Genomic DNA, 12,408 nt, shown 5'->3' on the forward strand with positions numbered 1-12,408 from the left:
TAAAGTAACTGTTGGCCGAGGTGGTATTCGCCCGGCCCCCTCGAAGGGCTTGAACCCGCCGCTAAACTCCCCAGCTTGGGTTCTCGCGGCCCGCCGCATTCCTGCCATTCCCGCAATTTCCCCCGTTTTTAGGTAGACACCATGAGCTTGATCCCCGTCACCATCCTCACCGGCTTTCTGGGCTCGGGCAAAACCACGCTGCTCAAACGCGTGCTGACCGAGGCGCACGGCCAGAAGATCGCCGTCATCGAGAACGAATTCGGCGAGGAAAACATCGACAACGAGATCCTGGTCAACGACACCCAGGAAAACATCATCCAGATGAACAACGGCTGCATCTGCTGCTCGATCCGCGAGGATTTGCGCGAAACATTGCAGCTGCTGGCCGCCAAAAAACGCAAGGGCCTGCTCGACTTCGACCGCGTGGTGATCGAAACCACCGGCCTGGCCGACCCCGGCCCGGTCGCGCAGACCTTTTTCATGGACGAGGAAATCGCCGAGCAATACCTGCTGGACTCCATCCTGACCCTGGTCGACGCCAAGCACGCCGCCACCCAGCTCAACGACCGCCAGGAGGCGCGCCGCCAGGTCGGTTTCGCCGACCAGATCTTCATCAGCAAGTCGGACCTGGTCGCCAAGGACGAGGTCGATGCGCTGATGCACCGCCTGAAGCACATGAACCCGCGCGCCCCGCAGACCGCCGTGCATTTCGGCGAAGTGGCGATCAAGGACGTGTTCGACCTGCGCGGCTTCAACCTCAACGCCAAGCTGGACATCGACCCCGACTTCCTCAAGGAAGACGACCACGCCGGGCATGACCACGATCATGAACACGGCGAGCATTGCGACCACCCGTCCCACGCCAAGGACGGGCACGAAGGCCACGGCCACCATCACCACCATGACGACGACGTCAAGAGTTTTGTCTTCCGCTCCGACAAGGCCTTCAGCCCCGCCAAGCTCGAGGATTTCCTGGGCGCGGTGGTCAACATCTACGGCCCGCGCATGCTGCGCTACAAGGGCGTGCTGAACATGGACGGCACCGACCGCAAGGTGATTTTCCAGGGCGTGCACCAGCTCATGGGCAGCGACCTCGGGCCCGCCTGGGCCGAGGGCGAGAAGAAAAACAGCAAGATGGTCTTCATCGGCATCGACCTGCCCAAAGATATTTTTGTGCAGGGCCTGGAGCAGTGCCTGGTTTGAGGTAGGCTGTCCGCCTGTAGCCGATAAAAGGCGGAGGGCTTCATGTTTGTCTCGATTCTCCAACGGTTTGTTCTTCGGGTGTCACAGCGTGCTGGCGAGCCGCTACAATCGCGCGCCGGCCAAAATACCCGAATAGCCGAATCGGGAGGGCTGCCAGGCTTAAAACCGGCTAAAAAGCGGGTTGAGGACCGGTTTTTAGCGGTTTTCAGGCGTGGCGTGCGGCAGACAAACCAGGAAATCTGGCAACAGCTAGGGTTGGATTGCGCAGCAGCGGTCCGGCCAGGAAGCCGCCGCGGAGGCCTCAGGGCCGTCCCAAGGCTGCTTTCCAGAGGAGACACATTGTGAAAGCCCCAGCGAAGAAGACCAAGACGCCCGCCAAGGCTGCAGCCAAACCGGCCGCCAAGACAGCCGTAAAAGCCAAGCCGGCGCCCAAAACAGTTGCCAAGGCCGCTGTGAAAAAAGCCGCCAAACCTGCCGTGAAAGCCAAACCGGCGCCCAAACCCGCCGCGAAAAAGGCTGTAAAGCCGGCACCCAAGGCTGCACCCCAGAAAAAACCTGCTGCAGCCGTCAAGAAAACCGCTGCCAAGCCTGTGCCTGCCAAGGCCAAGGCCGTCGCCAAACCCGTCAAGCCAGTGCTCAAAACATCGCCAAAACCCGCCGCCAAACCCGCTGTCAAAGCCGCCCCGAAACCCGCCGCCAAGCCCGTGCCGACTGTGGCCGCCGCCGCCGCGCCGGCCCCGGCTCCCGTGGTGAGGGCCGGGCTCACGGCGCCGCCGCCGCTGAAACCCGGGCGCCGCAGCTCGGCCCGGGTCGCCACCCAATCACCCCCTCCCGCACCCATGGTGCCAACCCATGCGCCTGACGCAGCCAAAGCCAGTTACTCCACAATGACCGAACGCGTGATCGCGCCGCCACCCCAGGCGGCGGCCAAAAAAGACCCGAAGCTTGCCAACAACTGGAAGACCAAATCCGCCGAGCAGCTGACGGACGACGAAGTCAAGGCCATGCCCGACTCCGAGTACATGAACGAAAAGCAGCTGGCTTTCTTTCGCCACAAGCTGTCGGTGCTCAAGCAGGACATCCACAACAGCGCCGGTGAAACCACCGAGCACCTGCGTGAAGACACCGTCGTGGTGCCCGATCCGGCGGACCGCGCGACCATCGAGGAAGAACACGCCCTTGAACTGCGCACCCGCGACCGCGAACGCAAGCTGCTCAAGAAAATCGAGCAATCCATCGCCCGCATCGACTCCGGCGACTACGGCTATTGCGACGAGACCGGCGAACCCATCGGCGTGGGCCGGCTGATCGCGCGCCCCACGGCCAACCTGTCCCTGGAAGCCCAGCAACGCAGGGAACTCAAGCAAAAAATGTTTGGCGATTAAACGCCAGTTCCCCGGTTGAAGGTTTTTTAGTCGTCACGCCATGTCCAAAGAAGATACCGCTTCAGGCCTGTTGTCCAAGATGGTGAAGTTCGTCCGGAATCCGGCCACGAACTGGGCGGACCTGGACGCCGCAGCCACCGACCGCGACGAGGCCATGAGCAAGCAGTTGCTCAAGGAAATGATAGAGCGCAAGCGGCAAAACGACTTTGTGCGCAAGCGCGAATTCGACATGCTGCGCAAGATGCGCAAGCGCGAAGCCATGGTGGGCGTGGGCCAGGACCCGGGCGGCAGGCCCTCGTTCTTCCAGAGCAGCATGCCGTCCAAGCCCGACGACAGGGCCACCACCCTCAAGAAGATCGACGAGATCGAAGCGCAGATGTCGATGCAGTGGTGGAAAACCAAGAACGGCGGCATCCCCGACAGCACGCCCCCGCACGCGTCTCCCTCGGGCGCCCGCAATCCATCGGTCCAGGCCCCCCTGCTGGACAACGCGCTGCCCACCGCCTACCGGGCCACGGCCCCGGCGGGCCTGCAATCGGGCCTCAAGCCGGCCGATCCGGTGCCGCCCCGGGATGCGCCGAGCACGGAACCCGACTCGCTGTCCATGGCGCTCGCCGAAGCCCGTGCCGGCGGCCTTGGCGCCAAACCGCCGCCGCCTCCCCCGGTGGTGGGCTTGCCGGGCGGCCTGGCCGGCATCGGCCGCGACGAGGGCGGCAGCTCCGGCTTTTCACACTCCAAATTCAGCGCCGTCGACGTGGCCGAAGGTGTCGAGCATGACGCCGAGCTCGAAGAGGCCGCCATCCGCTTCGCCAATGGCGACGACGCCGGCGCGGAAGCCGGCCTCCTGGAAATCCTTGCCCCCGGCGGCGCGCGCGCCGGCCATGCGGACACCTGGCTGACGCTGTTCGACCTGTACCGCGCCACGGCCCAGCAAGACAAGTTTGAAACGGCGGCGATCCAGTTCGTCGAGCGGTTTGACCGCTCAGCGCCGCAATGGTTTTCGATGCCCGAGGCGGTGAAAATGCTTGCCGAACCCTTGAACAAGGCCAGCAACGGGCCCGCCGCCGACTGGGTATGCCCTTCCTCGCTGGGCATACAGACGGTGGCCGCGCTCAAGGCGGCCATGGCCAAGGCACCCATGCCCTGGCGCCTGGACTGGAACAACCTCAAAACCATTGAAGCCGCCGCGGTGGAGCCGCTGTACAAGGTCTTCAGCGGCTGGGCGGCGCAACCCGTCCAGTTGCGTTTCATGGGCGATGCGCAATTGCAGAAGGTGTTGCAGAGCGCCACGCCTTCCGGCAGCCGCGACACGGCCCAGAACTGGTGGCTGCTGCGCATGGAGGCGCTGCGCGTCACGAACCGCCCCGACGACTTCGAACTGGCGGCGCTCGATTTTTGCGTCACCTACGAAGTGTCCCCGCCGGCCTGGGACAGCGCGCGCTGCGAATACAAGCCCATCGACGCGCAGGGCGGTGTCCTGAGCGGCGAGGCCATCATCGGCGACGTCTACCGCGATTCGATGTCATCCAGCCTCAGCGCCATCGAAGGGGACACCCAGATGGACGCGCCGAGTTCGCAGATGAGCAACCTGCTGTCGGTGGAACTGTCCGGACAGATCCAGGGCGACGCGATCGCGGTGCTCGACAAGCTCGAAGCCAAGCTGATGGGCGCGGACATGATGCTGATTTCGTGTTCCAAGCTGATTCGCGTGGATTTTTCCGCCGCGGGAACGCTGCTCAACTGGGTGTCGGCCCGTGAAGCCGAGAGCCGCGCGGTGCAGTTCTCCGACGTCAACCGCCTGGTGGCGGCCTTCTTCAACGTGATCGGCATCACCGAGCACGCCAGGGTCATGGTTCGCGTCGACTGACGCTCCTGGTCCTCGCCAGCCCCCGCAATGGGGCTGGTTTCCAACGGGTTTTACAACCCGCATCCACCCTCCGAAACGCCAGCCGCCAACTGCGGCGTTGCCCTCTCGTGGCCTCGCGCCGCACACTGTTACTTGGCATGCAGGCTGAGTCGCTTGCTATATTTTTTGTAGCCTGCGCACCACCGATGCAGCGGGGCGCCCGGTAAACGTGATGGAAATACTCCCTGCTTGGTTCTCGTTAACACCTATTGGCTTAAAGCAATACTTTCATTGCAGGTTCTAAGTGCTTAATTTAGAACGCTTTTTGCTTTTCCCTCTGCATCCAGAGATGCTGCTAAGTCCTTGATTTCATTGAAAAAATTTGTTTCAAATCCCTTGCTTGCAAATGGTTTCCTGCTAAAGTGGGAGGAAGTGCAATTTAGTGGTGAAAAGTGTTTTCCAAAGGTTTGTAGCAGTGTTTCAAGGCGCCTCATCGTTAGCTCTCGATACCAAAGGTCGGCTCTCCGTGCCGACCCGGCATCGTGACGTGCTGAGTGCCACCGCTTCCGGCCAACTCACGATCACCAAACACCCGCACGGCTGCCTCATGATTTTCCCTCGCAACGAGTGGGAAAAATTCCGTGACCGCATCGCCTCGCTGCCGATGCAGGCACAGTGGTGGAAACGCATCTTCCTCGGCAACGCGATGGACGTCGACATGGACGCCACCGGCCGCGTGCTGGTCTCGCCCGAGTTGCGCGCCGCCGCCGGCATCAGCAAAGACACGGTGCTGCTGGGCATGGGCAGCTACTTCGAACTCTGGGACTCCGCCACCTACGCGGCCCAGGAGGCCGAACAGATGAAGGGCGAGATGCCCGATGTCTTCAGAGACTTTTCGTTCTGAAAGAAGACGGTGAACGGCACATGGATACACCGCACCGTCCTGTTGAACGAGGCCATAGAGGCGCTTCTTGTCAACCCGGACGGCCACTACGTCGACGCGACCTTCGGGCGCGGCGGGCATTCGCGCCTGCTGCTGTCGCAGCTTTCGCCGCAGGGGCGGCTCACCGCCTTCGACAAGGACCTGGACGCCATCGCCGAGGCACAGACCATCAGCGACCCGCGCTTTTCCATCCGCCACGAGGGCTTTATGCACCTCGGCCAGTTGCCCGCCGCCAGCGCGGCCGGCGTGCTGATGGACCTGGGCGTGAGTTCGCCGCAGATCGACAACCCGGTGCGCGGTTTTTCGTTTCGGCAGGAGGGGCCGCTCGACATGCGCATGGACACCACGCGTGGCCAGAGCGTGGCCGAGTGGCTGTCGGATGCATCCATAGAAACCATGGCGGAGGTGATTCGTGAATATGGCGAAGAACGGTTTGCTCAACAGATTGCAAAGGCGATTGATCGTCGCCGACAGGAACGGGGCCCTCTTCGAACCACCGCTGAGCTGGCCGAAGTCGTGGCTGGCGCGGTCAAAACCCGCGAGCCGGGCAAGGACCCTGCAACGCGCACATTTCAGGCTCTTCGGATTTTCATCAACGCCGAGCTTGAAGAGCTGCAACAGGCGTTAGCCGCGTCGCTGAAAGTTCTCCAACCGGGAGGCCGTCTGGTGGTGATCAGTTTTCATTCGCTCGAAGACCGCATCGTCAAGCAGTTCATCGCCGCGCATTCGCGCGAGGTGTTCGACCGCCGCGCGCCGTTCGCCGAACCGAAAGCCATGCACCTCAAGGCCCTGGGCCGCACCATGCCCAGCGACGAAGAAGTGGCCGGCAACCCGCGCTCGCGCAGCGCCGTTATGCGCGTCGCCGAACGCACAGAGGTGGCCGCATGAATGCCGGAGCACCGTCATGGCCAGGCTGAACTTCGTGCTGCTTCTGGCCGTGCTCGTCAGCGCGCTTTACCTCGTGCGCACCCAGTACGAGTCGCGCCGCCTCTACGTCGAGCTTGAGAAAGCGACGGCCGAGGCCCGCAAGATCGAAATGGACAACGAGCGCCTGCAGGTGGAAAAGCGCGCCCAGGCCACGCCCCTGAAGGTGGAAAAGCTCGCCAAAGAGCGCCTGCAGATGCGCACGGTGACGCCGGCCATCACGCAGTACGTGACCTACAAAGATGCCCCGGCGGCGGCGGCGGCGGCGGCGGCGGTGGTGCCGGCCCCGGCGCCCGGAGGCGGCAAGCCATGAGCCGCAGCGTCCTTTATTCTTCCAGCCCCCTGCTGGCCAGCAAGACACCCGTCTGGCGCAGCAAGTTCATTGTGGGCGGTATTGCGCTGGCCTTTGCCGGGCTGGCCGGCAGGGCCGCCTACATCCAGATTTTCGGCAATGAATTTTTCCAGCGCCAGGGCGAGGTGCGTTTTGCCCGCACGCTGGAGCTGCCCGCCAACCGTGGTCGCATCCTGGACCGCAACGGCCTGATCCTCGCGTCCAGCGTGCCGGCGCCCAGCATCTGGGCCATCCCCGAAGACGTCGAGGCCAGCAAGGCGCAACTGGCCGAACTGGCCAGGCTGCTGGAAATGCCGCTGGCCGACCTCAACAAAAAACTTGGCGAGGAAGACAAGACCTTTGTCTGGATCAAGCGCCAGGTCGACGAGCCCGTGGCGCAGAAAATCCACGCCCTGGGCATCAAGGGCATTTACCAGCGCAAGGAATACAAGCGCCAGTACCCCGAAGGTGAAACCGTGGCCCACGTGGTGGGTTTCACCAACGTCGAGGACCGCGGCCAGGAAGGCATAGAGCTGACCTTCAACAAGGACCTGGCGGGCAAGGCCGGGTCGCGCCGCGTGATCAAGGACCGCCTGGGCCGCGTCGTCGAGGACGTCGGCGAGCAGGTCCATCCCGTCGAAGGCAAGGACATCCAGCTGAGCATAGACAGCAAGGTGCAGTTTTTCGCCTACCAGAAGCTGCGCGACGCGGTCATCGCGCGCAAGGCCAAGGCCGGCAGCGTCGTGGTGCTGGACTCCACCACCGGCGAAGTGCTGGCACTGGTGAACTACCCGAGTTACGTGCCCGACAAGCGCAAGAACCTGACCGGCGAGCAACTGCGCAACCGTGCCCTGACCGACACCTTCGAGCCCGGCTCCACGATGAAGCCGATCACGGTGGCCATGGCGCTCGAAGCCGGGCGCATCAAGCCGCAAACCATCATCGAGACCGGGCCCGGCCGCTACAACATCGGCGGCTTCACCATCAGCGACACCCACAACTACGGCACGCTGACGGTGGAGGGCGTGATCCAGAAATCCAGCAACGTCGGGGCGCTGAAGATCGCGCAGAAAATGACGCCGCAGGAAATGTGGGACACCTACACCGCGCTGGGTTACGGGCAAAAACCGCAGATCCAGTTCCCCGGCGCCGTCACGGGGCGTGTCCGGCCCTGGAAAACCTGGCGCCCTGTCGAGCAGGCGACCATGGCCTACGGCTACGGGCTGTCGGCTTCGTTGTTCCAGATGGCGCATTCCTACACCGCCTTCGCGCACGACGGCCAGATCATCCCCGTCACCATGCTCAAAAGTGACGAACCCGCGGTGGGCGTCAAGGTTTTCTCGGCGGAGAACGCGCATGCCGTTCGCCGCATGCTGCAGATGGCCGCCGCGCCCGGCGGCACCGGCCCGCTGGCGCAAACCGTGGGTTATTCAGTGGGCGGCAAGTCGGGCACGGCGCACAAGCAGGTCGGTAAAGGTTATGCCACCAACAAATACCGCGCCTGGTTCACCGGCATGGCGCCCATCGAGGCGCCGCGCATCATCGTCGGCGTGATGATCGACGAGCCCAGCGACGGCAACTACTTCGGCGGCGTGGCCGCCGCGCCTGTTTTCAGCGAGGTGGTGCAGCAGACGCTGCGCATGATGGGCGTGCAGCCCGACATGAGCGTCAAGCCGCAGATCACCACGCAAGCCGTGGAGGAGTCGTTTTGAGCACACAGCTCCACACCCCTGAGCAAGCCGCCGGCTGGCTGCGCGAGCGCGTGACGGGCAGCCTGCGCACGGACAGCCGCAAGCTGGCCAAAGGCGACGGCTTTATCGCCTGGCCCGGCGCCGCGACCGACGGGCGCAAGTTTGTGGGCGCGGCGCTGGCCGCGGGCGCCACGGCCTGCCTGGTCGAGCAGGATGGCGCGGCCGCCTACTATGGCTTTGAGGACGAAAAAGTCGCCGAATACGCCGGCCTCAAGGCCGCGACCGGTCCGATCGCCGCCGTCTATTTCAACGAACCGAGCCGGCAGTTGCGAATCTCGGCCGTCACCGGCACCAACGGCAAGACCTCGACCGCGTGGTGGCTGGCGCAGGCGCTGGGCCGGCTGGGGCGCAAATGCGGCCTCATCGGCACGCTGGGCATAGGCGAGCCCGGCGCCATGGTTTCCAACGGCCTGACCACACCCGACCCGGTGCTGCTGCAGCAGGAACTGCGGCGCTTCGCCGACGAGGGTTTTGCCGCCTGCACGCTGGAGGCGTCTTCCATCGGCGTGGTCGAGCACCGCCTGGACGCGACCGCGATCGAAGTCGCCATCTTCACGAATTTCACGCAAGACCACCTCGACTACCACGCCTCCATGCAGGACTACTGGGAGGCCAAGGCCAAACTCTTCGGCTGGCCGGGCCTGAAGTCGGCGGTCATCAACATCGACGACGCCAAGGGCGCCGAACTCAACGAATCGCTGGCAGCCAGCGGCCTGGATCTCTGGACGGTTTCATGCGTCGAGCCGGCGCGCCTGCAGGCACGCAAGATAGTGCACGGTGAAGACGCGCTGAGCTTTGAAGTGGCCGAGGGCGCCGAAAGCCACACGCTTGCCGTTCAACTGGTCGGCCAGTACAACGTCTCCAACCTGCTGGGCGTGCTCGCGGCCCTGCGCGCGATGGGCGTATCGCTGGCCGATGCGGTGAAGGCCTGTTCAGGTTTGTTGCCTGTGCCTGGCCGCACCGAGACGCTGGCCATTCCAGGCCGGCCGCTGGTGGTCATCGATTACGCCCACACGCCCGACGCCCTCGAGAAGGTGCTGCTCGCGCTGCGGCCGGCGGCGGCACGCCGCGGCGGCCGGCTCTGGTGCGTGTTCGGCTGCGGCGGCGACCGCGATGCGACCAAGCGCCCGCTGATGGCGGCCGTGGCCGAAAAAAATTCCGACCAGGTTGTGGTGACCAGCGACAACCCGCGCAGCGAAAACCCGCTGGCCATCATCTGCCAGGTGCTGCTGGGCCTGAGCCACCGCGATGCCGTGCATGTGCAGGCCGACAGGGCGTCTGCCATCACGCATGCCTTGAGCCTGGCCGCTCCCGCGGACGTGGTGTTGCTGGCCGGCAAGGGACACGAAAGTTTTCAGGAGATAGGCGGCGTCAAGCTTCCTTTCTCCGACCGCGCGCATGCGCAGGCGGCCCTCGATGCTTTGGCCGCGCCCCGGCAAGGAGCGCCATCATGATGCGCCTGCAACAAGCCCTGGGCTGGCTGCCCGGCGTTCGTCTCGTGGGTGATGCGAGCGTGCAGGTCCTGCGCGTCAACACCGACACGCGCAGCCTGCAGGCGGGCGACCTGTTTGTCGCGCTCAAGGGTGAGCGCTTCGACGCCCATGACTTCCTCGCGCAAGCCAGGGCGCAAGGTGCGGTGGCGGCGATTGCCCATCACGGCCTGGAGCAAGCCGGCCTTCCGGGCCTGGAAGTGCTCGACACGCGCCTGGCGCTGGGGCGGCTGGCGGCGGGCTGGCGCTCGCAGTTCAAGCTGCCGCTGGTCGCGGTGACGGGCAGCAACGGGAAAACCACCGTCACGCAAATGATCGCGTCGATATTGCGTGCCTGGAAAGCCGACAAGGCCTTCGCGACCGAAGGCAACCTCAACAACGACATCGGCGTGCCGCTCACGCTGCTGCGCCTGTCGGCCGCGCACGAAGTGGGGGTGGTCGAACTCGGCATGAACCACCCGGGCGAGATTGCCTACCTGGCCGAACTCAGCAGGCCCACCGTCGCGCTGGTCAACAACGCACAGCGCGAGCACCTGGAGTTCATGGCCACGGTCGAGGCGGTGGCGCGTGAGAACGGCTCGGTGTTCCAGTCGCTGGATGCGGCGGGCACGGCGGTGTTCCCGGCGGACGACGACTACACCCCGCTGTGGCGCGAACTCGTGGGCGCGCGCAAGGTGTTGACCTTCGCGCTCTCAGGGGATGCCGACGTCACCGGCAGCGCGCAATGGGAGGGCGGCCGCTGGAAGGTCGCCGCCGTCACGCCCGCCGGCAACACCGATTTCTCGCTGCACATTGCCGGCAGGCACAACGTCAAGAACGCCCTGGCCGCCACGGCCTGCGCGCTGGCTGCGGGTGTGCCGCTGGCCTCCATCTCCGCGGGCCTCTCGGCCTTTGTGCCGGTCAAAGGCCGTTCGCGCGCCATTGCCGTGAATTTGCCGGACCGGGTACTGACGCTGGTCGACGACAGCTACAACGCCAATCCCGACTCCATGCGCGCCGCGCTGGAAGTGCTGGCCGAACTGCCCGGCCCGCGCCTGATGGTGATGGGCGACATGGGCGAGGTCGGCGACCAGGGCCCGCAGTTCCACGATGAAGCCGGCCGCCATGCGCGCGCGCTGGGCATTGAAAAGCTGTTCACGCTGGGCGAGCAATCAAAAAATGCCGCAACCGGCTTCGGGAATGCGCAAATTTTCGGGAGCATCGACGAGCTAACCGCCGCCGTGCTGGGCGAGTTGCCGCACACCGGCAGCGTGCTGGTCAAAGGCTCCCGCTTCATGAAGATGGAACGTGTGGTGCAAGCCATCACGGCCCATGCGCAAGATCAATCACAACAACATCAAAAGGAAGAGCCCCATGCTGCTTAGTCTGGCCCAGTGGCTCCAGTCGATTTCCCCCGAGTTCGGGTTCTTCAGGGTGTTCCAGTACCTGACCTTCCGCGCCGTCATGGCCGCGCTCACTGCGCTGCTCATCGGCCTGCTGGCCGGGCCGTTTGTGATCCGCCGGCTGATCTCGCTGAAGATAGGCCAGCCCATCCGCGAGTACGCGATGCAGACGCACCTGAGCAAGAGCGGCACGCCCACCATGGGCGGCGTGCTGATTTTGCTGGCCATCGGCATTTCCACGCTGCTGTGGTTCGACCTGTCCAACCGTTTTGTCTGGATCGTCCTCATCGTCACGCTGGGCTTTGGCGCCATCGGCTGGGCGGATGACTGGCGCAAGGTTGTGGTCAAGGACCCGGAAGGCATGCGCTCGCGCGAGAAATACATGTGGCAGTCCATCATCGGGCTGGTCGCTGCGCTGTACCTGGTGTTCAGCATTTCCGAGAGTTCCAACATGCGTGTGCTGGAGCTGTTCTTCAGCTGGGTGCAGTCGGGCTTTGACGTGAACCTGCCGCCCAAGGCCGGTCTGCTCGTGCCCTTCGTCAAGGAAGTCAGCTACCCGCTGGGCGTGTTCGGTTTTGTGATCCTGACCTACCTCGTGATCGTGGGCTCCAGCAATGCCGTCAACCTGACCGACGGCCTGGACGGCCTGGCCATCATGCCGGTGGTCATGGTGGGCTCTGCGCTGGGCGTGTTCGCGTATGTGACCGGCAGCTCGGTCTACTCCAAATACCTGTTCTTCCCGCACATCCCCGGATCGGGTGAACTGCTGATCTTCTGCTCGGCCATGGCCGGGGCCGGCCTGGCCTTCCTGTGGTTCAACACGCACCCGGCCCAGGTCTTCATGGGCGACGTGGGCGCGCTGGCGCTGGGCGCCGCGCTGGGCACCATCGCCGTCATCGTGCGCCAGGAAATCGTGCTGGCCATCATGGGCGGCATCTTCGTCGTCGAGGCGCTCTCCGTGATGCTGCAGGTGACCTGGTTCAAGTACACCAAGAAGCGCTACGGTGAAGGCCGGCGCATCCTCAAGATGGCGCCGCTGCACCACCACTTCGAGAAAAGCGGCTGGAAAGAAACCCAGGTGGTCGTGCGCTTCTGGATCATCACCATGCTGCTGTGCCTCATCGGCCTTTCCACCTTGAAGCTCAGGTAACAG

At 64.3% G+C, this 12,408-nt stretch carries 10 protein-coding genes; all 10 read left to right on the forward strand.

Annotation, left to right across the window (positions count from 1 at the left end):
* Positions 1-141: 141 nt before the first annotated feature.
* The 10 genes from ACLV8F_RS06575 (at position 142) to mraY (ending at position 12,405) form a co-directional block, all read left to right on the forward strand.
* Positions 142-1,203: a CobW family GTP-binding protein gene (locus ACLV8F_RS06575; RefSeq protein WP_411883443.1), complete on the forward strand. Its 1,062-nt coding sequence runs from the start codon at positions 142-144 to the stop codon at positions 1,201-1,203.
* Positions 1,204-1,544: 341 nt separating this feature from the next.
* Complete coding sequence (gene dksA, locus ACLV8F_RS06580; protein ID WP_411883444.1) at positions 1,545-2,588, forward strand: RNA polymerase-binding protein DksA; 1,044 nt, start codon at positions 1,545-1,547, stop codon at positions 2,586-2,588.
* Between the two features lie 40 nt (positions 2,589-2,628).
* On the forward strand, positions 2,629-4,455 hold the full coding sequence (locus ACLV8F_RS06585) for an STAS domain-containing protein (RefSeq protein ID WP_411883445.1): 1,827 nt from the start codon (positions 2,629-2,631) through the stop codon (positions 4,453-4,455).
* Between the two features lie 454 nt (positions 4,456-4,909).
* Positions 4,910-5,338 (forward strand): division/cell wall cluster transcriptional repressor MraZ, encoded by a 429-nt coding sequence (mraZ, locus tag ACLV8F_RS06590; RefSeq protein ID WP_411883446.1) that lies wholly within the window; start codon positions 4,910-4,912, stop codon positions 5,336-5,338.
* 9 nt (positions 5,339-5,347) lie between these two features.
* The gene (rsmH, locus tag ACLV8F_RS06595) at positions 5,348-6,265 is read left to right on the forward strand and encodes a 16S rRNA (cytosine(1402)-N(4))-methyltransferase RsmH (protein ID WP_411883447.1); all 918 of its coding nucleotides are present in this window, start codon (positions 5,348-5,350) and stop codon (positions 6,263-6,265) included.
* Between the two features lie 16 nt (positions 6,266-6,281).
* On the forward strand, positions 6,282-6,614 hold the full coding sequence (gene ftsL / locus ACLV8F_RS06600; protein WP_411883448.1) for a cell division protein FtsL: 333 nt from the start codon (positions 6,282-6,284) through the stop codon (positions 6,612-6,614).
* The gene (locus ACLV8F_RS06605) at positions 6,611-8,344 is read left to right on the forward strand and encodes a peptidoglycan D,D-transpeptidase FtsI family protein (protein WP_411883449.1); all 1,734 of its coding nucleotides are present in this window, start codon (positions 6,611-6,613) and stop codon (positions 8,342-8,344) included. The genes ftsL and ACLV8F_RS06605 overlap by 4 nt, the downstream gene beginning before the upstream one ends.
* The gene (locus ACLV8F_RS06610) at positions 8,341-9,837 is read left to right on the forward strand and encodes a UDP-N-acetylmuramoyl-L-alanyl-D-glutamate--2,6-diaminopimelate ligase (RefSeq protein ID WP_411883450.1); all 1,497 of its coding nucleotides are present in this window, start codon (positions 8,341-8,343) and stop codon (positions 9,835-9,837) included. The genes ACLV8F_RS06605 and ACLV8F_RS06610 overlap by 4 nt, the downstream gene beginning before the upstream one ends.
* Positions 9,834-11,237: a UDP-N-acetylmuramoyl-tripeptide--D-alanyl-D-alanine ligase gene (locus ACLV8F_RS06615; protein ID WP_411883451.1), complete on the forward strand. Its 1,404-nt coding sequence runs from the start codon at positions 9,834-9,836 to the stop codon at positions 11,235-11,237. Before ACLV8F_RS06610 ends, ACLV8F_RS06615 begins: the two co-directional genes overlap by 4 nt.
* Positions 11,227-12,405, forward strand: coding sequence for a phospho-N-acetylmuramoyl-pentapeptide-transferase (mraY, locus tag ACLV8F_RS06620; RefSeq protein ID WP_411883452.1), 1,179 nt, complete (start codon positions 11,227-11,229; stop codon positions 12,403-12,405). Before ACLV8F_RS06615 ends, mraY begins: the two co-directional genes overlap by 11 nt.
* Positions 12,406-12,408: the final 3 nt, after the last annotated feature.

The sequence above is a fragment of the Polaromonas sp. YR568 genome (genome assembly GCF_943369675.1).
Taxonomy (GTDB): Bacteria; Pseudomonadota; Gammaproteobacteria; order Burkholderiales; family Burkholderiaceae_C; genus Polaromonas.